Source organism: Pseudomonas sp. App30 (genome assembly GCF_047947025.1).
In the GTDB taxonomy this organism is placed as follows: Bacteria; Pseudomonadota; Gammaproteobacteria; order Pseudomonadales; family Pseudomonadaceae; genus Aquipseudomonas.
This window is the reverse complement of the sequence record NZ_CP133165.1, coordinates 5977775-5999511: the sequence shown is the minus strand read 5'-3', so window position 1 is coordinate 5999511 and position 21737 is coordinate 5977775. Positions and strand designations below refer to the sequence as shown.

The 21737-nt window shown below is 66.1% G+C and carries 17 protein-coding genes; 11 read left to right on the top strand and 6 right to left on the bottom strand.

Annotated elements, in window-relative coordinates:
* Position 1: 1 nt before the first annotated feature.
* Both RAM80_RS27660 and RAM80_RS27655 read right to left on the bottom strand, forming a co-directional pair.
* Positions 2-934 (bottom strand): AEC family transporter, encoded by a 933-nt coding sequence (locus tag RAM80_RS27660; RefSeq protein ID WP_416423561.1) that lies wholly within the window; start codon positions 932-934, stop codon positions 2-4.
* A 54-nt stretch (positions 935-988) separates the two neighbouring features.
* Positions 989-2041 carry a Gfo/Idh/MocA family protein gene (locus RAM80_RS27655; RefSeq protein WP_416423560.1) on the bottom strand — a complete coding sequence of 351 codons (1053 nt, stop codon included), beginning with the start codon at positions 2039-2041 and terminating at the stop codon, positions 989-991.
* A gap of 86 nt (positions 2042-2127) precedes the next feature.
* Between RAM80_RS27655 and RAM80_RS27650 the strand changes: the two genes are divergently transcribed.
* The 11 genes from RAM80_RS27650 to RAM80_RS27600 all read left to right on the top strand — a co-directional run bounded on the left by RAM80_RS27650 (position 2128) and on the right by RAM80_RS27600 (position 17342).
* Positions 2128-3078, top strand: coding sequence for a LysR family transcriptional regulator (locus tag RAM80_RS27650; protein WP_416423559.1), 951 nt, complete (start codon positions 2128-2130; stop codon positions 3076-3078).
* A 288-nt stretch (positions 3079-3366) separates the two neighbouring features.
* Positions 3367-4806 carry a TldD/PmbA family protein gene (locus tag RAM80_RS27645; protein ID WP_416423558.1) on the top strand — a complete coding sequence of 480 codons (1440 nt, stop codon included), beginning with the start codon at positions 3367-3369 and terminating at the stop codon, positions 4804-4806.
* Positions 4806-6140: a TldD/PmbA family protein gene (locus RAM80_RS27640; RefSeq protein ID WP_416423557.1), complete on the top strand. Its 1335-nt coding sequence runs from the start codon at positions 4806-4808 to the stop codon at positions 6138-6140. Before RAM80_RS27645 ends, RAM80_RS27640 begins: the two co-directional genes overlap by 1 nt.
* 656 nt (positions 6141-6796) lie before the next feature.
* The gene (locus tag RAM80_RS27635) at positions 6797-7609 is read left to right on the top strand and encodes a TonB family protein (protein WP_416423556.1); all 813 of its coding nucleotides are present in this window, start codon (positions 6797-6799) and stop codon (positions 7607-7609) included.
* A gap of 60 nt (positions 7610-7669) precedes the next feature.
* Positions 7670-8356, top strand: a complete 687-nt coding sequence (locus RAM80_RS27630; protein WP_416427576.1) for a MotA/TolQ/ExbB proton channel family protein — start codon at positions 7670-7672, stop codon at positions 8354-8356.
* 1 nt (position 8357) lies between these two features.
* Positions 8358-8759, top strand: coding sequence for an ExbD/TolR family protein (locus RAM80_RS27625; protein ID WP_416423555.1), 402 nt, complete (start codon positions 8358-8360; stop codon positions 8757-8759).
* Positions 8760-8964: 205 nt separating this feature from the next.
* Positions 8965-11664, top strand: a complete 2700-nt coding sequence (locus RAM80_RS27620; RefSeq protein WP_416423554.1) for a TonB-dependent receptor — start codon at positions 8965-8967, stop codon at positions 11662-11664.
* 126 nt (positions 11665-11790) lie between these two features.
* Positions 11791-13653 (top strand): extracellular solute-binding protein, encoded by a 1863-nt coding sequence (locus tag RAM80_RS27615; RefSeq protein ID WP_416423553.1) that lies wholly within the window; start codon positions 11791-11793, stop codon positions 13651-13653.
* Between the two features lies 1 nt (position 13654).
* The gene (locus RAM80_RS27610) at positions 13655-14719 is read left to right on the top strand and encodes a microcin C ABC transporter permease YejB (protein ID WP_416423552.1); all 1065 of its coding nucleotides are present in this window, start codon (positions 13655-13657) and stop codon (positions 14717-14719) included.
* A complete protein-coding gene (locus RAM80_RS27605) occupies positions 14719-15741 on the top strand; it encodes an ABC transporter permease (RefSeq protein ID WP_416423551.1) in 1023 nt (340 codons plus the stop codon). The genes RAM80_RS27610 and RAM80_RS27605 overlap by 1 nt, the downstream gene beginning before the upstream one ends.
* Before the next feature lie 2 nt (positions 15742-15743).
* Complete coding sequence (locus tag RAM80_RS27600) at positions 15744-17342, top strand: ABC transporter ATP-binding protein (RefSeq protein ID WP_416423550.1); 1599 nt, start codon at positions 15744-15746, stop codon at positions 17340-17342.
* A 272-nt stretch (positions 17343-17614) separates the two neighbouring features.
* Here the strand turns inward: RAM80_RS27600 and RAM80_RS27595 are convergent, their stop codons facing one another.
* From RAM80_RS27595 to RAM80_RS27580, 4 genes are all read right to left on the bottom strand, one after another.
* A complete protein-coding gene (locus tag RAM80_RS27595) occupies positions 17615-18928 on the bottom strand; it encodes a c-type cytochrome (protein ID WP_416423549.1) in 1314 nt (437 codons plus the stop codon).
* Between the two features lie 14 nt (positions 18929-18942).
* Positions 18943-20547 carry a GMC family oxidoreductase gene (locus RAM80_RS27590; protein WP_416423548.1) on the bottom strand — a complete coding sequence of 535 codons (1605 nt, stop codon included), beginning with the start codon at positions 20545-20547 and terminating at the stop codon, positions 18943-18945.
* Positions 20540-21073, bottom strand: a complete 534-nt coding sequence (locus RAM80_RS27585) for a sugar dehydrogenase complex small subunit (protein WP_416423547.1) — start codon at positions 21071-21073, stop codon at positions 20540-20542. The genes RAM80_RS27590 and RAM80_RS27585 overlap by 8 nt, the downstream gene beginning before the upstream one ends.
* 129 nt (positions 21074-21202) lie before the next feature.
* Positions 21203-21667 (bottom strand): GlcG/HbpS family heme-binding protein, encoded by a 465-nt coding sequence (locus tag RAM80_RS27580; RefSeq protein ID WP_416423546.1) that lies wholly within the window; start codon positions 21665-21667, stop codon positions 21203-21205.
* Positions 21668-21737: the final 70 nt, after the last annotated feature.

Sequence of the window (21737 nt, the reverse complement as noted above, 5' to 3'; positions counted from 1 at the left end):
TTCAAGGGTGCACCAGCAGCAACACCGCGCTGATGCTCAGAAATGACGCCAGCGTGGTCAGCACCAGCGCCGCCGCGCAGCGCCCTTCCAAACCGAAGCGCTGCCCCAGGATGGGGTAGACGCTCATCATCGGCGCGCTAGCGATCACCACGCCGGCCAGCATCATCGGCGCCGGCACGTCGGCCAGCAGCCAGAACATCAGCCCCAGCAGCAGCGGGTGCACCAGCAGCTTGCCGGCGCCGATCAGCCCCAATTCGTTGAGCTGCCCGCGCACCTTGGTGCCGTACAGCACGCCGCCGATCACGAACAGCGCCGCCGGCGCCGAGGCCTGGGCCAGCATGTCGATGACCTTCAGCGGCGCCACCGGGATCTGCACACGTGCCAGCGACAGCGCGCCGCCGACGATGATCGACACGATCAGCGGGTTGCGGCCCAGGCGCTTGAGGGTTTCGACCATCACCCGCCGCGCCGAGCCGCCCTGCTGCTCCCCGGCCTCGGCCATGGCCAGCGCCAGCGGGATCATCACCAGGTTCTCGATGACCATGCCCAGCGCCAGCGCCACCACCGCCGGTGGCCCGGCGACCATGGCGGCGATGGGGTAGCCGATGAAGCCGCTGTTGGACACCGACATGCCCATGCCGGCGATGGCAGCGTTGGCCACGCTGGCCTGGCGCAAGCGGCGGAAGACCAAAAAGCCGGCGGCGAAGCTGCCCAGCGACGCCAGGCCGTAGGCCACCAGGTAGTGGTAGTTGAAGACCTCGCTGATGGGCCGCTGGGCCAGCGCGCGGATCACCAGCGCCGGCAGGCAGAAGACAATGACGAAGGTGCCGACGCCGCGCACCTGTTCGCGGCTCAGCAGCTTGAGCGCCGTGGCCAGGTAGCCCAGGGCGATGATGATGAAGATCGGTGCGGTGATGGCGAGCACGTCTAGCAACGACTGGTTTCCTTTTGGACGCGGCCTGCGGCCGCTGCTACGGGAGCCTCGCGATCAATCCTGGCGCACGTCGACCTGTTCATGACTGTTGCACGCCTGGGCGATGGCTTCCACCACCCGCAGGTTCTGCAACCCGTCGCGCACGCTCACCAGCGGCTGCGCCTGGCCGCGGATCACCTGGCAGAAATGCGCCAGCTGGCGCGCCAGCGGGTCGGCGCGGTCCTGGCGCAGTTGTTCGCTGATGAACGGCTTCCACCACGAACGGTCCTCGGGGCTGCCGTAGCGCTTGAGGCGCATGGTGGGCACCGACAGCTGGCCGAAGGTGCCGGTGATCACGTAGCAGTCCTCGTCATCGTAGTGGCTGTAGGTCTTGTTCTCCTGGCTGGTCTGCTCCCAGCTGCGCGGGCTGGCGGCGGTGTCCGAGAGCAGGAAACTGCCCAGCGCGCCGCTGGCGAAGCGCAGGCTGATGGCCACCGTGTCTTCCACCTCGAAGCCGCGGGTGGCGTGGGAGGCCATGGCCTGCACCGCGACGATCTCGCCGCACAGCGAGCGCAGGTTGCCGATCTCGTGGATCAGGTTGAGCAAAATCGGCCCGCCGCCCACCTGGGTACGCCACGGGCCTGCGGCGAAGTATTCATCAGGTTTGTAGAACAGCGCCGTGCCCATCACCGCCACCAGGTTGCCCAGCAGGCCATCGGCGATCACTTGCCGGGCCTGGGCCAGGATCGGGCTGTGGGCGCGGTGATGGCCCACCAGCAACGGCGTGTCCGCGGCGCGACTGGCCGCGTACAGCCGCTCGCCCTCCTCCAGGGTGTGCGCCAGCGGCTTCTCGATCAGCGCCGGCACCCGCGCGGCCAGGCACTCGAACGCCTGGGGCACGTGCAAGGCGTTGGGCGTGGCGAGGATGACGCCATCGGGACGAAACTCGGCGAACAGCGCCTCCAGCGAGGTGAACAGCGGCACCTGCAGGCGCGCGGCCAATTCCACCGCGGCGGGCGATGGGTCGACAATGGCCGCCAGTTGGCATTCATGGCTGGCCTGGATCTGTTCGATATGGAAGTGGCCGATGGCACCGGCGCCGGCTACGGCAATGCGAAGAAGGGACATATGGCTCTCTGATTATTCTTGGGGATTATTCTGGCTGAGCAATGGCCATAGCTTAATCAATCGCGATCAGGACATAATCGGCCATTATGAAGATTCAGAATGCGCAATTAGCGAATAATGAGCCGTTCCTGCGCGACCTGCAGCTGTTCTGCAGCGTGGCCCGCCATGCCAGTTTTGTCACGGCGGCCCAGGAAAGCGGCATCTCCCCGGCCCACCTGAGCAAGCGCATCGCGCTGCTGGAGGCGTCCCTGGGGGTCAAGCTGTTCCAGCGCACCACGCGCCGGGTCAACATCACCGCCGACGGCGAGACCGCCTTCACCTGGGCGCAGACCCTGCTGGGCAACGTCGACGACATGCTGCAGGCGCTGTCCGGGGTGCGCAACGAGCCGCGCGGTGCCCTGCGCATCAGCACCAGCCTGCGCCTGGGCCGCGAGTACATCGCGCCGGTGATGGCGCGCCTGCGCCAACGCTACCCGGCGCTGGAGGTGTGGCTGGAACTGCTGGACCGGCGCGCCGACCTGATCGCCGAGAACTTCGACATCGACATCCGCGTGGGCGAGGTGCTGGAACAGCACCTGATCGCCCACCGCATCACCAGCAGCTACCGCATCCTCTGCGCCGCCCCCGCCTATATCGAACGCATGGGCAGCCCGCGCAGCCTGGCCGAGCTGGCCCAGCACGACTGCCTGCTGTTCCGCGAGCGCGACCAGCGCTTCGGCCTGTGGCGCCTGCACGGCAGCGCCGGCGAGGAAAGCGTGAAGGTTACCGGGCCCATGGCCTCCAACCACAGCGACGTGGTGCGCCAGTGGGCCCACGAGGGCTACGGCATCATCATGGCCTCGGTGTGGGACGTGGCCGCCAGCCTCAAGGCCGGCGAGCTGGTGCAGGTGCTGCCCGGCTACCGCCAGCCGGCGGACGTGTGGGCGGTAACCACCGCGCGCGGCGGCGAATCGGAGAAGATTCGCGTGTGTATCGAATTCCTCAAGGAAGCCCTCACCCAGGGCCCGCAAACCCTCATGATCCACACAACGCCGTAGGCTCTTGTGGGAGCTGGCTTGCCAGCGAGCTGTTGGCCCCCCCCAAAAAAAGCTCGCTGGCAAGCCAGCTCCCACAGCACCGGTTCATGGCCTTCTTATTCAATTCTGGTACGAAGGTGCAACAATTGGCACACTTCTTTCTAATGGTTTTCGACCGCGGTGTCAGGATCCCCTTTTCATTGGATCCGCAGGTGCACACAATGCACCATTTGCTAACAACGGGCAGCTACCCTGTCCATTACCAGTGCAGAAATTCCGCCAAAAGCGGTAGAACAGGAAGTCGGATCTATGTTCGAAGTGCCGTCCTCAATCAGGTTGTTGCTGTCCCGCTTCAGCCAGGCCCACGCGGGCCATTTCCACTCCCTGCGCTACGTCCGCCAGGACAGCCTGGGCCTGTCGGTCACCCGTAACGTCGTCGACCCACCGCGCCGCCACCGCAGCAGCGGCGTGATGCTGTGCGTGCGGGTCAACGGCAACGAAGCGTTCGCCGCCACCAGCGACCTCACCGAAAAAGGCCTGGAGCACGCCTACGACCAGGCGCTGCTGCTGGCCCACGCCATGGGCCAGCGCGCCCTGCTGAGCCTGCCGCCGTTGCAGGGCAACGCCGTGCACACCCGCTACAGCTCGCCGGCCGCCGACCAGCCGCTGCCCGATGCCGGGCACTGGCTGGAGGTGCTGCGCGCCGAATCGGCGCGCGTGCCGCAGCACGAACGCCTGGTGAACTGGTCGGCCAGCCTGGGCATCACCGACAGCCAGCAGCTGTACGTGGACAGCACCGGCAGCGAGATCGCCAGCCACAAGCGGCTGTTCTTCCCCGAACTGGACGTGACCGCCTTCGACGGCCAGCAGAGCCAGCGCCGCACCTGGGCCATCGCCCGCCAGGGTGGCAGCGAGCTGGTGCATGAGTCGGGCTTCATCGGCCAGATCGAACAGGTGGCCGACCAGGCCCTGCAACTGCTGGCCGCGCCCAACACCCCGGAAGGCCCGCGCGACCTGCTGCTGATGCCCGACCAGATGATTCTGCAGATCCACGAGTCCATCGGCCACCCGCTGGAGCTGGACCGCATCCTGGGCGATGAGCGCAACTACGCCGGCACCAGTTTCGTTACCCAGGACATGTTCGGCAGCTACCAGTACGGCTCGCCGCTGCTCAACGTCAGCTTCGACCCGCAGGTGCCGGACGAGCTGGCCAGCTACAGCCACGACGACGAAGGCACGCCGGCGCACAAGCACCTGCTGATCGAAGCCGGCGTACTCAAGCGCCCCCTGGGCGGCGCCCTGTCCCAGGCACGCAGCGGCCTGGCCGGGGTGGCCAACAGCCGCGCCTGCGACTGGAACCGCCCGCCCATCGACCGCATGGCCAACCTCAACGTCGAGCCCGGCGACCAGAGCCTGGCGCAGATGATCGGCAACATCGAGCACGGAATCCTCATGGCCACCAACCGCTCCTGGTCCATCGACCAGGCCCGCAACAAGTTCCAGTTCGGCTGTGAATGGGCCCAACTGATCGAAAACGGCGAGCTGGCCGGCGTGGTCAAGAACCCCAACTACCGCGGCATTTCCTCGCAGTTCTGGCGCAACCTCAGCGCCGTTGGCGACCGTTCCACCTTCGAGGTGATGGGCACCCCCAACTGCGGCAAGGGCGAACCCAACCAGGCGGTCACCGTGGGGCACGCGTCGCCGCCCTGCGTGTTCAAGCAGATCGACGTGTTCGGGGGGCAAGCGTGATGAATCACACTCTCTACCGCCGCTCCTTCGACATGCTGGAACAATGGCTGCACACCCAACTGGCCGCCGGCGAGCACTTCTCGCTGTGGTTCAGCGCCGAGGACTCGCAGTTCATTCGCTTCAACCACGGCCAGGTGCGCCAGGCCAGCCAGGTGCTGCAGATCGACGCCACCCTGCGCCTGATCCACAACGAGCGCCATGCCAGCGACACGCTTAACCTGACCGGCGACGTGGCCACCGACCGCGAGCGCCTGGGCGAAGCCCTGGCTGGCCTGCGCGCGCTGCTGCAAGTGCTGCCGCCCGACCCGTACCTGCAACTGGACAACCAGGTGTTCGCCAGCGACCGCGTGCCCGAGGGCAGCCTGCCCAGCGCCGACGCGCTGATCGAGCAAGTGGGTGCGCTCAGCCAGGGCCTGGACATGGTCGGCATCTACGCCGGCGGCCCGATGTACCGGGGCTTCGCCAGTTCCTGGGGCGGCCGCGGCTGGCACGTGGCGATCAGCGCCAGCCTGGACTTCAGCCTGTTCCATGAGAACGGCGAGGCGGTGAAGATCACCTACGCTGCCAGCGAATGGGACGCCGACGAACTGGCCGCGCAATTCGCCCAGGGCCGCGAGCAACTGGCGCACCTGGGCAAGCCGCGCAAGACCCTCGCACCCGGCCAGTACCGCGCCTACCTGGCGCCGGCCGCCGTGGAAGAAATCATCGGCATGCTGCAATGGGACGGCTTCTCCGCCCGCGCCCTGGCCACCCGCCACAGCCCGCTGCAGGCCCTGCAGCTGAAAACCGCCAGCCTGTCGCCCCAGGTCAGCATCAGTGAGATGGCCTCCACCGGCCTTGAGCCGCTGTTCAACAGCGAAGGCAGCCTGCGCCAGGACCAGGCGCTGATCGAGCACGGCCACCTGGTGGGCCAAATGGTCAGCTCGCGCTCGGCCCAGGAATACCACCTGGAAGCCAACGGCGCCGACACCTATGAAAAGCCTTCCTCGCTGGTGATGGCCGGCGGCGACCTGCCCAGCGCCGAGGTGCTACAAGCGCTGGGCACCGGCCTGTACATCGGCAACCTGTGGTACCTGAACTACTCCGACATTGGCCTGGCGCGCATGACCGGCATGACCCGCTTCGCCAGTTTCTGGGTGGAAGACGGCAAGATCGTCGCGCCCATCGACACCATGCGTTTCGATGACAGCGTCTACGACCTGTTCGGCGCCAACCTGCTGGCCCTGACCCGCGAGCAGAGCCTGCGCATCAGCACCAGCACCTACTCGCAACGCGACGCCCAGACCCTGCTGCTGCCGGGCGCGTTGATCGAGCGTTTCACCCTCACGCTGTAGACCGTGCGGTAGACCCCGGGGCCAGGCCTGGCCCCAGGGGCTTTTTATTACTGTTATTCGCCTGTGTGCCTGACGCCAACTTGAAAGACTGTTTTCACTAACGGTCGCAGGCTTTTATTTTTTACAACTTCACTTCAGCACCACCCGGGACCTAATTATTGAATAAATAAACACCTCAAGCACGCACCAAATAAAACCGCACTTGCCGGTTTGGTGCACACCCAACTAATACCCTGCACCGTGCCGATTCGATGTTTAACCCACATCGTGATCACGGCCTCGTGCAGCCCGAAACTTGCCCAGTGATGGCCGCTCGATTGCCCGTCAGGACCCCGTGCGGCCTGGTGCTGGAACAAACGTACAAGAATGCGACATGGTGTGTGTAAATTGGCGCCAAACGCTCTACAGCGCAGGTTCTGGCACAGCGGTTGCTCTGTATTAGCTCAGCCACATTCCCGTACAACCTTGTACATACGATAAAAAGGAAGGCGTCATGAAACCGTACACAGCCACCTCTACTTAGTTGCAGAAGACTGAATTCTGACACGTACTGGCAGACTTCAGTATGACCGCCTATTTGCGCCGCCCACAGTCGAACATTAATTAAATGTTTGAGCGGTACCGCTTTGCCCTTCTTTTTATTCGAGGGAGACTTGATGAATGACGCGGTAAAAAAGAAGCCACCCCAGGTGCCCACTTCAATAGTTCCCGCCACGCCGTGGCCCGGTATACCATTCCGGCCCAATACGTCGCGCCCGGGCATATTGAAGAAACAACAGGTGCTGATATTGGTGGCGGTGTCCGTGCTGTTGCACGGTGGCGCCTGGTGGTTGATGCAACAGGCCAAGGCGCCCGTGCCGGAAGTTGCCCCGCAAGTACCGGAAATGACCGTGGAGCTCACCAGCCCGACGCCCCCCACGCCCGAGCCGCCACCGCCGGAACCACCGCCGCCGCCGCCCCCTCCGCCGCCACCGGCGCCCGAGGAAGACCCGGACGCGGTGAAACCGCCGCCCAAGCCGGTGGAGAAGAAGGTCGAGAAGCCCAAGCCGGTGCCCAAGCCGCAGCCGCTGAAAAAGCCTGCGCCACCGACCCCGCCGGCCCCGACGCCGACGCCTGCGCAGAGCGCGCCGCCCAGCCCCACCCCGGCACCGGCGGCGCCTGCGGCAGCGCCCGGCCCGGTGAAAGAGTCGGCGGCCATTTCCGGCCTGGCCAGCCTGGGCAACCCGCCGCCCGAGTACCCGTCGCTGGCCCTGCGCCGCAACTGGGAAGGCACGGTGGTGCTGCGCATCAAGGTGCTGGCCAACGGCCGCGCCGGCAGCGTCGAGGTCACCAAATCCAGCGGCAAGCCGCAGCTCGATGAAGCGGCGGTGGAAGCGGTGCGCAACTGGAAGTTCATTCCGGCCAAGCGCGGCGACACGCCAATCGAAGGCTTCGCCACCCAGACCATCGACTTCAAGTTGCCGCAGTAAACGAACTCAACCCTATTCACGTTGTGCGAGGTAGAAATCATGAATGCTTCAATGTCCGCAATGATCGTCCCGGGCGTGCTCTGGGCCCTGGTGTTGTTCTCCGTACTCAGCTGGGGCCTGCTGCTGATCAAGTCGGCCCAGTACCTGCGCCTGAAATCGCAGAACAAGCAGTTCACCCGCGCCTTCTGGGCCGCCCCCGACCTGCTCACCGCCGCCGAGCACTCCACCCAGTACCCCGGCGCCCTGGCGCGCATCGCCAACAGCGGCTTCGAAGCCATGGCCAGCGATGACAACCCGCGCAACGCCCAGCAACTGGCGCACACCATCAACCGCCAGGACCGCCTGGAGCGCAACCTGCGCCAGCAGATCCAGAAGGAACGCCGCGCCCTGGAAGCCGGCCAGGCGATTCTGGCCAGTATCGGCAGCACCGCGCCCTTCATCGGCCTGTTCGGCACCGTGTGGGGCATCATGGAAGCGCTGCAGAGCATCGGTGCCAGCGGTTCCGCCAGCCTGGAAACCGTTGCCGGGCCCATCGGCCACGCGCTGATCGCCACCGGCGTGGGCATCGCCGTCGCCGTGCCGGCGGTGCTGATCTACAACTTTTTCCTGCGCCGCCTGAAGCTGGCCATGGCCGACATGGACGACTTCGCCCATGACTTCGACAGCCTGGCCCAGCGCAGCGCCTTCGCCGTCAGCCGCGAGCCCATCGCCCACAAGCACGCCGCCCGCGTGCAGGAGGCGAGCTGACATGGCCTTCTCTACCCAAGACAGCGACGAAGTGCTCAGCGAAATGAACGTCACGCCGCTGGTGGACGTGATGCTGGTGCTGCTGGTGGTGTTCATCGTCACCGCGCCGCTGATGACCAACGCCATCAAGGTCAACCTGCCGAAGACCGACGCCGTGGCCCCCGCCGAGAAAAAGGACCCGGTAGTGGTCAGCGTCGACCAGGACGGCAAGTTCTTCCTGGCCAAGAGCGAAATCGCCCCCGAGCTGCTGGAAAAAAGCCTCTCGGACGTGAAGGCCAAGGACCCGGAAGTCCGGGTGCAGTTGCAGGCCGACACCAGCGTCAACTACGGGCAAGTGGCCAAGGCCATGGCCTCCATCGAGCGCTCGGGCATCACCAAAATCTCGGTGATGACCTCGCGGTGACACGCCGGCCGGGCGGGGGATGAGACAGCCCGGCCAGGCGTTGCGGTAAACGGTCGTTCCACACCTGTGCGGTGCCCCTTTGGGCGCTGCAGGGGAGCGGCTGGCTTGAAGCAGAGGAGTTTCGTCCGGGGCCGGCATAACCCATCCGGAACAAGAGGGCTCACAAGGCCATTTCACTAAACGTCTGAAAAAGTCGGAAATTACCATGTTGATGAGTTTGCAACGTTTTACCCTCAAACCACTGGCGGCCACCCTGCAACGGCGCAGCATGGTGCCGCTGTGCGTGATGGCCATGGGCATGAGCACCGTGCAGGCAGCCGAAACCACCGATGACGCCGGTACCGCCGCCGTGGTCGCGCCGGCCACCACCCAGTTGCAGAAGGTCGAAGTGACCGGCTCGGCCATCCGCCGGGTCGACGCCGAGACGGCCGTGCCGGTGACCATCCTGCGCGCCGCCGACCTCGAGAAGCAGGGCGTGACCACCACCGCCGAGCTGATGCAGCGGGTGACGGGCAACAACTCCATCGGCAACTCCGCCGGCTCCGTGGGCGCCGCCACCGGCGGTGCCAGCTTCGCCGACATGCGTGGCATCGGCGCCAACAAGACCCTGGTGCTGCTCAACGGCCGCCGGCTGGCCAACAACGCCATGTCCGGCACCAACAGCCAAGGCGGCGCGGTGGACCTGAACATGATTCCGTTCGCCGCCATCGACCGCGTGGAAGTGCTGCGCGACGGCGCCTCGGCGCTGTACGGCACCGACGCCATTGGCGGGGTGATCAACTTCATCACCAAGAAGTCCCTCACCGACGGCACCCTCACCCTGGGCGGCGAAGACCCCACCAACAGCGGTGGCGGCGGCAGCAAGGACATGAGCGGCAGCTGGGGCTACGGCGACCTGGACAAGGACCGCTTCAACGTCATGGGCGTGTTCAACTACCGCACCCAGCAGAACCTGGAAGCCAAGGACCGCAGCTTCGACCAGGACTACGTGCCCGGCCGCGGCCTGGACAACACCTCGGGCACCGCCTTCCCGGCCAACTACAGCCAGAACGGCAACGCCGCCAACCCGCTGGGCAGCGCCTGCAGCGGCGCCAACCTGATCGCCAGCAACGGCGTGTGCCGCTACAGCACGCGCAACTCCATCGACCTGCTGCCGCAGACCGAATCCACCTCGTTCTTCGGCAAGGCCACCGGCAAGCTGGCCGACGACCACAACGTCAACCTCGAATACTTCTGGAGCCGCAACGACAACAGCACCACCGTGGCTCCGGCGCCGCTCACCGGCCTGAGCCTTGCGCCCAGCTCGCCCTACTACCCCGGCAACGGCATCACCCCGCTGCCCACCGGCTTCGCCCTCGACCCCACGCAACCGGTGGGCGTGAACTGGCGTGAAACCGCCGCCGGCGACCGCGAATCGAAAGACCAGAACACCAGCCAGCGCCTGTTGCTGAGTTTCGACGGCAGCGTCGGCGGCTGGGACTACAACGTCGGCGCCGGCTACAACCAGAACCGGGTGGTCAACAGCGTCACCGGCGGCTACGTCAGCGACTCGGCGCTGACCGCCGGCCTGGACAGCGGCCTGCTCAACCCGTTCGGCGCCCAGAGCGCGGCCGGCCAGCAGTACATCGACGACAACGCCTACCACGGCGCCTACGCCGTCTCCACCGGCCGTGTGGCCTCGCTGGACGGCAAGGTCACCCGCGAGATCGGCGACTGGTTCGGCGCCGGCCCCGTGGGCCTGGCCCTGGGCGGCGAGTACCGCAAGGAGAAATACCACGAGTCGGTGGCCGACTGGGCCGGTGACCTGTCCAGCCTGGGCGTGGACCCCAACAGCTCGGTGTCGGGCGAGCGCAGCATCAGCGCCGAATACGCCGAGATCAACGTGCCGGTGATCGACAGCCTGGAACTGGGTGCCGCGATCCGCCACGACAAGTACAGCGACTTCGGCAGCACCACCAACCCCAAGTACACCTTCCGCTTCCAGCCGTTCAAGGAACTGGTGATGCGCGGCGCCTACAGCGAAGGCTTCCGTGCCCCATCGCTGTATGAGCTGAACAACCCCACCTACACCACCTTCACCCAGGGCAACTACAACGACCCGACCCTGTGTGCCGGCGGCGTGGTGCGCCCGGGCGGCAACGGTGGCCGCGACTGCAACCAGCAATTCCTCAACAGCACCGGCGGCAACCAGGACCTCAAGCCCGAGACCGCGCGCAACGTCACCCTGGGCTTCGTCTACCAGCCAGTGCGCAACCTGTCCATGGGCCTGGACTTCTGGTGGATCAAGATCGCCGGGCAGATCGAGGAGTTCCCCGAGTCGGAAGTGTTCGCCCACCCCGACGAGTACGCCGACCGCATCGTGCGCGCCGCCGACGGCTCCATCGACCACATCATCACCGGCCTTGCCAACCTGGGTAACGTGAAGACCAGCGGTATCGACGTCAACCTCAACTACCGCTTCCCGCAGACCACCATCGGCCAGTTCGGCCTGGACCTGACCGGCACCTACGTCACCCGCTACGACTACCAGCAGACCATCGGCGGTGCCTACACCGACCGCGTCGGCGACTTCCAGGGCGACCAGGTGGCGCAACGCTGGAAACACAACATCACCGGCAGCTGGAACTTCGGCGCCTACCGCGCCTCGGTCACCAACCGCTTCACCACCGGCTACAACGACTACGACCCCACCACCAACAGCCGCGTCAGCTCGTACTCGCTGTGGGACCTGTCGGCCGGCTACACCTTCAACAAGGTGCTGGACGTGGACCTGGGCGTGAAGAACGTGTTCGACCGCGACCCGCCGTTCTCCAACCAGGCCTACACCTTCCAGAGCGGCTATGACCCGCGCTACACCGATCCGTTGGGGCGCACCCTGTTCGCGCGCATGACCTACCACTTCTGATCGGGATCGACGGGGGCTGAGCTCCGGCCCCCGGCACGATCCGCCTGCGATATCGCACCCCCGGCGTCCCTCCGCGCCGGGGGCTTTTTCCAGGCCTGTGTTAACGCGGTTCGAGGAATTCCAAGCATGTCACAGCCCCTCAAGTTTCTGCTGGCCAGCCTGTTCTGCCTGGCCAGCCTGCCGGCGCACGCAGCACCCGTCAGCGCCATGACCGTGTACGGCGATGCGCCCAGATACCCGGCCAACTTCCAGCACTTCGACTACGTGAACGCCGACGCGCCCAAGGGCGGGTCCCTGAGCCGCTCGTCCATGGAGATCGGCCAGTTCAACTACATCCTGCCCTACGTGGACCAGGGCACCGGTGTGGTCCAGGTCGACACCTGGCTGTACTCGCCGCTGGCCTACCGTTCGCTGGACGAGCCCTACACCGTCTACGGCCTGGTGGCCGAGAAAATGGAACACGACCCCGACGGCCTGTGGATGCGCTTCTACCTCAACCCCAAGGCCACCTTCGCCGACGGCACGGCCATCACCGCCCAGGACGTGGCCTTCACCTTCAACCTGCTGATGACCAAGGCCAGCCTGAGCTTCCGGCTGCTGTACGGCGACGTGCAGGACGTGGTGGTGGAAGGCCCGCGCCAGGTGCGCTTCAACTTCAAGAACAACCTCAACCGCACCCTGCCCCTGGACCTGGCGTCCATGCGCGTGCTGCCCGAGCACTACTGGAAGGACCACGACTTCGCCAGCGGCGGCGGCTTCACCCCGCCCCTGGGCAGCGGCCCCTACCGGGTGACCAAGGTCGACCCGGGCCGCAGCATCACCTTCGAACGCAACAAGGACTGGTGGGCCCGCGACCTGCCGGTGAGCCGCGGCATGTACAACTTCGACAGCCTGACGGTGAATTTCTACGCCGACACCGAGATCGCCCGGCAACTGCTGCAGGCCCAGGCCTACGACTACAACCGCGAGTTCTCCTCGGGCGGCTACGTGGTGGGCTACCAGAGCCCGGTGCTCGACGACGGCCGCCTGCAACGGCAGATCCTCGCCCCCGCGCAGCCCAAGGGCGCCCAGGGCTTCGTCTTCAACCTGGAGCGGCCGGTGTTCAAGGACCGCCGGGTGCGCCAGGCGCTGACCCTGCTGTGGGATTTCGACTGGGCCAACCGGCAGATCATGCGCAGCTTCTACACCCGCCAGGACAGCTACTTCCCGAACAGCGACCTGGCCGCCACCCAGCTGCCCGACGCCCAGGAGCTGGCGATCCTGGAACCGCTGCGCGGCAAGGTGCCGGACGAGGTGTTCACCCAGGTCTACCACTCGCCGCGCACCGACGGCAGCGGCAACATTCGCCCGCAGCAGTTGCAGGCGCTGAAGCTGCTGGCCGAGGCCGGCTGGCACCCCGTGCATAACCGCCTGGTCAACGCCCAGGGCGAGCAATTGAAGTTCACCTTCCTCGATGGCCAGGGCGGCTTCGACCGCCTGCTGCTGCCAATGAAGCGCAGCCTGGCGCAGATCGGCATCGACCTGGAACTACGGCGCATCGACCCTGGCCAGTACAACAACCTGATGAACGCCCGCGACTACGACTTCACCGTGGTGCAGTTCCCGCGCAGCGGCGACCCGATCATTTCCCCCGGGCGCGAGCTGTACAGCCTGTACGGCAGCGCCAGCGCCACCCAGCCGGGCAGCTCGAACTTCATGGTGCTGCGCGACCCGGCGGTGGACAGCCTGATCGACGGCCTGGTCAAGGCCACCACCCGCGACGACATGGTGCACTACGCCCGCGCCTTGGACCGGGTGCTGCAGTGGGGTTACTACTCGATCCAGAACTACTACAGCGAAGGCACGCCCACGGTGTTCCTCAACCGCTTCGGCAGGCCCAAGGTCGCTCCCACCTACGACGTCGGCCTGGACACCTGGTGGCAGGTCAGCCCCACGCCCCTCACCACCCTGCAAATGAGCGCACTGGCGCGCAATTCCGAGGAGCACTGAGATGCTGCGCTATATCTGTCGGCGGCTGCTGCTGATCATTCCCACCCTGCTGTGCATCCTGGTGGTCAATTTCGTCATCGTCCAGGCCGCGCCCGGCGGCCCGGTGGAACAGGCCATAGCGCGCCTGCAGGGCGCCGGCGGCCACGGCGTGGGCGGCGGTGGCGGGGAAAGCGCCGGGGGTGGCGGCAGCCGCTCCAGCCGCGGCCTGGACCCGGCGCTGATCGAGGAGATCAAGCACCACTACGGCTTCGACCAGCCCATGCACGCGCGCCTGTGGTTGATGCTGAAGAACTACGCCCACCTGGACTTCGGCACGAGCTTCTTCCGTGGCGCGCCGGTGACCGAGCTGATCGCCCAGAAGCTGCCCACCACCCTGTCCCTGGGGCTGTGGGCGACGCTGATCACCTACCTGATCTCCATTCCCCTGGGCATCCGCAAGGCGGTGCACCACGGCACGCGCTTCGACGTGTGGACCAGCACCGCGATCATCATCGGCTACGCCATGCCGGCGTTTCTGTTCGCCATCCTGCTGATCGTGGTCTTTGCCGGCGGCAGCTACGTCAACTGGTTCCCGGTGCAGGGCCTGGTGTCGAGCAACTTCGACCAGCTGTCCACCCTGGGCAAGGTCGGCGACTACCTGTGGCACCTGGTGCTGCCGGTCAGCGCCCTGGTGATCGGCGGCTTCGCCACGCTCACCATTCTCACCAAGAACAGTTTCCTCAACGAGATCAGCCGCCAGTACGTAACCACGGCGCGGGCCAAGGGCCTTACCGAGCAGCGCATGCTCTACGGCCACGTGTTCCGCAACGCCATGCTGCTGGTGCTGGCGGGCATTCCCCAGGCGCTGATCGACGTGTTCTTCGCCGGCTCGCTGCTGATCGAGACCATCTTCAACCTCGACGGCATCGGCCGCATGAGCTACGACGCCGCCGTGTCGCGCGACTACCCGGTGGTGTTCGGCACGCTGTTCCTGTTCACCCTGTTCGGCCTGTTGATCAAGCTGCTGGGCGACCTGTGCTACACCCTGGTCGACCCGCGCATCGACTTCTCCGCGAGGACTGCCTGATGTTCCGGATCTCCCCTTTGGGCCAGCGCCGCCTGGCCGCGTTCAAGGCCAACCGCCGTGGCTGGTGGTCGCTGTGGCTGTTCATCGCGCTGCTGCTGACGTGCCTGTGCAGCGAGTTGCTGGCCAATGACAAGCCGCTGCTGATCCACTACCAGGACAAGATGTACTACCCCATCCTCCACGAATACCAGGAGACCGATTTCGGCGGCCAACTGCCGTTCGAGCCCGACTACAGCAGCGAGTACGTGCGCGGCCTGATCAGCGCCAAGGGCGGCTGGATGCTGTTCCCGCCGATTCCCTTCAGCGACCAGTCGGTGAACTACGACCTCAGCCAGCCCTCGCCCAGCCCGCCCACGCGCGACAACTGGCTGGGCACCGACCAGCAGGCCCGCGACGTGCTGGCGCGAGCGCTGTATGGGGCGCGGGTGTCGATTCTGTTTGCGCTGATACTGACCGTGGTCAGCACCCTGATCGGCGTCTGCGCCGGCGCCGTGCAGGGCTTCTATGGCGGCTGGGTGGACCTGATCGGCCAGCGCCTGCAGGAGATCTGGTCGGGGCTGCCGGTGTTGTACCTGCTGATCATCCTCTCCGGCTTCGTCGCCCCCGGCTTCTGGTGGCTGCTGGGGATCATGGCGCTGTTCTCGTGGTTGGCGCTGGTGGACGTGGTGCGCGCCGAATTCCTGCGCGGCCGCAGCCTGGAGTACGTGAAAGCCGCCCGCGCCCTGGGCGTGACCGACGGCGCGCTGATGCGCCGGCACATCCTGCCCAACGCCATGACCAGCACCCTCACCTACCTGCCCTTCATCGTCACCGGCGCCATCTCCACCCTCACCGCCCTGGACTTCCTGGGCTTCGGCATGCCCGCCGGCAGCGCCTCGCTGGGCGAGCTGGTGGGCGAGGCCAAGCAGAACCTCGAGGCGCCCTGGCTGGGCATCACCGCCTTCTGCGCCCTGGCGCTGATTCTTTCGCTGCTGGTGTTCATCGGCGAGGCCTGCCGTGACGCGTTCGACCCAAGGACCTGAGCATGACCGACAACCTGATTGAAATCCGCCACCTGAGCGTGGCTTTCGGCGAGCGCGAAGTGGTGCACGGCATCGACCTGGACATCCGCCGCGGCGAGTGCCTGGCGCTGGTGGGCGAGTCCGGCTCGGGCAAGTCGGTGACGGCCCACTCGATCCTGCGCCTGCTGCCGGGCAAGAGCGTCAACACCGGCGGCAGCATCCGCTTCAACGGCGAGGAACTGGTGGGCGCCAGCGACAAGCAGCTGCGCAACCTGCGCGGCAACCGCATCGCCATGATCTTCCAGGAACCCATGACCTCGCTGAACCCGCTGCACACCGTGGAGAAGCAGATCGGCGAGGTACTGGCGGTGCACAAGGGCCTGGCCGGCCGCACAGCGCGGGCGCGGGTGCTGGAGCTTTTGGAACTGGTGGGCATCACCGAACCTGCCAAGCGCCTCAAGGCCTACCCGCACCAGCTGTCCGGCGGCCAGCGCCAGCGCATCATGATCGCCATGGCCCTGGCCAACGAGCCGGACCTGCTGATTGCCGACGAGCCGACCACGGCGCTGGACGTGACCGTGCAGCAGAAGATCATGGAGCTTTTGCGCTCGCTGCAGGCGCGCCTGGGCATGTCGCTGCTGCTGATCAGCCACGACCTCAACCTGGTGCGGCGCGTGGCCCAGCGGGTGTGCGTGATGCGCGGTGGCGAGATCGTCGAGGAAGCTGACTGCAAGACCCTGTTCGAGCGCCCTGCCCATCCCTACAGCCGCCAGTTGATCGACGCCGAGCCCGACGGCCGGCCAGTGCCGGTGATGTTCGACCAGTACCTGCTGGAAGTGGACGATGTGCGGGTGTGGTTCCCGCTGCCCAAGCCGCTGTTCAGCCGCCAGCGCGACTACATCAAGGCGGTGGACGGGGTGAGTTTCAAGCTGCTCAAGGGCAAGACCCTGGGCATCGTCGGCGAGTCGGGCTCGGGCAAGTCCACCCTGGGCCAGGCGATATTGCGGCTGGTGGAATGCCAGGGCAGCATCCGCCTGGGCAACAAGGAACTGACCCTGCACAGCCAGCGCCTGATGCGGCCGTTGCGGCGGCAGATGCAGATCGTCTTCCAGGACCCGTTCGCCAGCCTCAGCCCGCGCATGTCAGTGCAGCAGATCATCGCCGAGGGCCTGGAGACCCATGGCATCGGCACCCCGGCCGAGCAGGAGGCGGCGGTGATCCGCGTGCTGGAGGAAGTGGGCCTGGACCCGGCCACCCGCCACCGCTACCCGCACGAATTCTCCGGCGGCCAGCGCCAGCGCATCGCCATCGCCCGCGCCCTGGTGCTGGAACCGGCGCTGATCCTGCTGGACGAACCCACCTCGGCGCTCGACCGCACCGTGCAGAAGCAGATCATCGAGCTGCTGCGCAGCCTGCAATTGCGCCATGGCCTGACCTACCTGTTCATCAGCCATGACCTGGCCGTGGTGCAGGCCCTGGCCCATGACCTGATGGTCATACGCCACGGCCGCGTGGTAGAGCAAGGCCCCGCCCGACGCGTATTCGCCGACCCGCGGCACGCCTATACCCAGGAGCTGCTCAAGGCCTCCAGCCTTCACAAACGCACACCGCAGATCGCGTAGCAGCGGCCGCGCTGCACCAGGCAAACCGCGTGTACCGCGAATGCGTATACCGCATAAATCGCGTCGCCTGCATCGCGGCCAAGGCCGGCTCCTACCACGAACGCTGTAGGAGCCGACTTTAGTCGCGATGCAGACGACGCGATCGACCGTAGCAGCGGCCGCAGGCCGCGTCCCAGACGCCGCCTGGCGGCAGCTGCTACGGGGGCTAGGCGCGGGAATGAAAAAGGCCGCCCCTTTTCGGGGGCGGCCTTCGGTTTTTGCAGGCTTGTGACTTACAGCTTGTCGCCCTGCAGCACCAGCGGCGGGTTAGGCAGCCCCTGGTCCTTGCGCAGCTTGGCCACCTGCTTGGCGTCGACGGTCGCCGCCGCCGGGTTGCCGAACTGGGTGAAGACGTAGTTGGTGACCTGGGCCACCTGCTCGTCCGTCAGGTCTTCGGCGAAGGATGGCATCAGGATTTCGCCCTTCTCCATCTTGCGGTTCACCGAACCCAGGATCACCGAGACCACGTTCTTGGCGTCCGCCGCACCGGTGGTGGTGTGGTTGAACAGCGCCGGGTAGGCGCCGAAGCCGCTGCCCGCGCCCTGGCCCTTGGCGCCGTGGCAGGTGGCGCAGTTGCCCATGAACAACGCACGGGCCGGGTCCTGGGCGAGGATCGCCGGGCTCTGGCCGCGCAGGTCGACGTAGCCCTCGCTCGGCTTGCCGAAGCTCGACCGCGAACCTGGCTGCTTGTCATCGGCAATGGCCGGCACCGACTGCAGGTAGGTGGCGATGGCCGTCAGGTCGGTATCGGGCAGGTACTGCAGACTGTGCTCGATGGCCTCGGCCATGGGCCCGGAGGCCGTGGCGCGACCGTCGACGTGGCCGGTCTTGAGGTAGGTGACCAGCTCGGCCTGAGTCCAGTTGCCGATGCCGGCGACCTTGTCCGGGGTGATGTTGTAGGCCACGAAGCTGCCCAGGTCGCCACCGGCGAACGGCTTCTTGGTGTCCATGCCCATGGTCAGGTTGCGCGGCGTATGGCAGGTGCCGCAGTGCGCCAGGGCTTCCACCAGGTAACGGCCCTGGTTCCACTGGGCAGTCTGGCTCGGGTCAGGCTTGAGCTCGCCGGCCTTGAAGTTGAAGAACTTCCAGAACGTCATGCCCCAGCGCTGGTTGAACGGGAACGGCAGGTCGGTCTTGGGCGAGGCCTCGGCCACCGGCGGCAGCGACATCAGGTAGGCCTTGATGGCCAGCACGTCGTCGCGCGACATCTTGGTGAACGAGTCGTAGGGCATGGCCGGGTACAGCTGTTCGCCGTCCTTGCCCACGCCGTCACGCACCGCGGCGACGAACTGGTCATCAGTCCAGTTGCCGATGCCGTGCTCCTTGTCCGAGGAGATGTTGGTGCCGTAGATCACGCCGAACGGCGTGCCCACCGGGTAGCCGCCGCCGAACGCCTTGCCCTTGGGCGCGGTGTGGCAGGCGGTGCAGTCGGCGGCGTGGGCCAGGTATTCGCCACGGCTGATCAGCGCCGCGTCGGGGGATTGTTCGGCGGCCTGGGCACCCAGGCTGGCCACCAGCGGCAGTACCGCCATGAGGAATTTTTTCATCGATAGCTCCCGGTTCATGCCAAGCTCTTGAGCACGGTGTCGGCCATGCGCAGCGCCAGCGCGGTGCCGGTCAGGGTCGAGTTGACGATGGCGGCGGTCGGCATCACGCCGGTGCCGGCCATGAACAGGTTCTCGTGCTCGTGGCTGCGCAGGTCGCGGTCCACCACCGAAGTAGCCGGGTCTGCGCCCATGCTCAGGGTGCCGGTGATGTGCTGGTTGTTGTCGTACACGCCACGCTTGCTGAACACCACTTCGGTACCGCCCATGGCACTGGCGATTTCCTTGTAGACGTCGATGGAGTGGTCGTAGCCCTTGTGCACGTATTCCGGGAACTTGTAGTGCACCTCGATGCGCGGCAGGCCCCAGGCGTCCTTCTCGGTCTTGCTGAGCATGACGCGGTTGTCGCGGTCGGGCAGGATTTCCATCATGCCTTTCAGCAGCACGTAGTGGTCGGCCTGGTACTTGAGCTTCTCGTTCAGCGCCTTGCCGTAGTAGCCCTGTTTGATCAGGCGCTCGGTGAGCATGCGCGTCGGGTTGGTGTTGGCAAGGTCAATGCGCAGGCCCGAACGGTCGGCGCGGAAGGCGCCGTCGCGGATGTTGTTGATGCTGCTCGGGCGCATCGGGCCACGGCCGAAGTAGATCGGCTCGTCGGCCAGGAACTCCACGGAGGAGCCAGGATGGTCCATCAGGTGGCGGCCGACCATGTCGTTGCTGTTGGCCACGCCGTTGGGCAGGCGGTCGCTGGTGGACATCAGCAGCAGCTTGCTGCTTTCGATGGCGTTGGCGGTCAGCACGAAGCGCTTGCCGGTGACGCGGTGGCTGGCCTTGTTGGCGTCCAGGTAGTGGACGGCGACGATGCGGCCCTTGTCATCGGCCTCGATGCGGTAGACCACCGCGTTGGCGACCAGGCGCACGCCGGCGTCCAGGGCTTTGCGCGCGGCGATGCCGCCGTGGTACTGGGCGTCGATCGGGCACACCGGCATGCAGTTGTTGTTGCCACAGCAGGCCGGGCGGCCGTCGAACGGCACGCTGTTGCGCGCCTGCGGGCCGATGCCCACTTCGTAGCCCAGGCCCTTGAGGCGCTGCTTCATGCGCTCGAAGCCGTACGGCAGCGGAATGCCCGGCAGCGGGTACGGTTGCGAACGTGGCGAGCCCAGGTCGCTGTCACCGGACACACCCATCTGGAACTCGGCGTCGCAGTAGTAGGGTTCCAGCTCTGCATAGCTCAGCGGCCAGTCCACGCCCACGCCGTACAGCGATTGCAGCTTCATGTCGTTAGGCAGGATGCGGAACGCCTGCCCCGCCCAGTGCCAGGTGGTGCCACCCACGCCGCGCAGGTACGAGGCCAGGTACGGGTCCGGGCCTTTCTGGATCAGGTAGCCGTTGTCCACCGGCTGGAACTTGGGCTGCGGCGCCCAGGGTTTCGGTGGGTAGGGTTCGGTGAAATCGCCCTTGAGCGGGCTGTTGCGGAACAGCTCCACGGCCTCGTCACGCTTGATCTCGGGACCCGACTCCAGCATCAGCACCGAAGCACCGGCCTTGGCCATTTTCAGCGCCGACAGGGAACCGGCGATGCCGGCACCAATGACGACTACATCTGCACTGAGGGAATCAGACATGGGCCACGCTCTCGGACTGGGGGGGTTGAATCCAGAAATTCGGTTCGCCGGCGCAGTAGCTCGGCGGGGTGAAGGAGGTGCTCAGCAGCTGGTAGCTGACGATGGTTTCGAAGCCGACGCACACGGGGTTCATCTTGCTGCCCACCACGCCCAGGTACCAACCGCCCAGCAGGGCCTGGTACAGCGCGGCCACACCGGCGGGCTGCGCGGCGATCTGCGCCTGGAAGGCATCCGGGGCCAGGCCCTGGTGCGCGTCCAGCAGGCCGTTGAGGCTGGCCATGTTGGCGGCCAGCTGCGGGTCGGCGTGCTTGAGCCAGTCATGCAGGCGCTGGCCCAGTTGCAGGTCGGGCTTGTCGATGCCGGTCAGGCGCATGGACAAGGCCAGGAAGTCTGCGGGCAAGGTCAGGTTGTTGACCAGCGGGGCGCTGGCGAACGCGTTGGAAACCAGCAAGGTCTTGCCCAGGGCACCCGCAGCCAGGAGGCTGGTGGCGCCGAAGACCAGATGGCGTCGGCTTAGATTTATCATGGTTGATCGTCCGATGTGATCACATCCCCGATAGCCAGGCTCCGGGGCTTTTAATGGTGTGCACAGTGGGGCGCCGCGACGGGCATGAGCCTGTCGCGGGACCGGTTGCAACGGTTACAGCAAGGAGTGTTACTTGAGGGCTTGCGCCGCGGTCTCGCTGGCCTGGTTGTCCAGGGCCTGCACCGGGGTGCTGACGCCGACTGCGCCGACCACTTCACCGTTGAGGGTCAGCGGGTAGCCGCCACCCAGGGCCACGGCGTGAGGGATTTCGAGCACGGTGGACTCGCCTTTCTGCAGGCGTTCCATGAATTTCACCGACGGCGCGCGGTACAGCGCCGAGGTGCGGGCCTTGCCGATGGAGGCATCGACGCAGCCCAGCGGCGCGCCGTCCAGGCGTTCAAAGGCCAGCAGGGTGCCGGAGACGTCCACCACCGCTACGCAACCAAAGCTTTTCTGCGCGGCGAGGCTGGCCTTGACGCTGCTGATGACCTGCAGGGCCTGGGCGTTATCCAGTTGCTGGTGGGTCGCGGCGAAGGCGCTGGAGGATGCCAAAGCCAGAATGCTGGCACCGAAGAAAAAAGACAGGGTTTTCATGAAGTTGCCATTCCTATGAGCAGTAACCAATTTTAACCAACTGGTTAGTCCACTAACCATCCGCATTTGC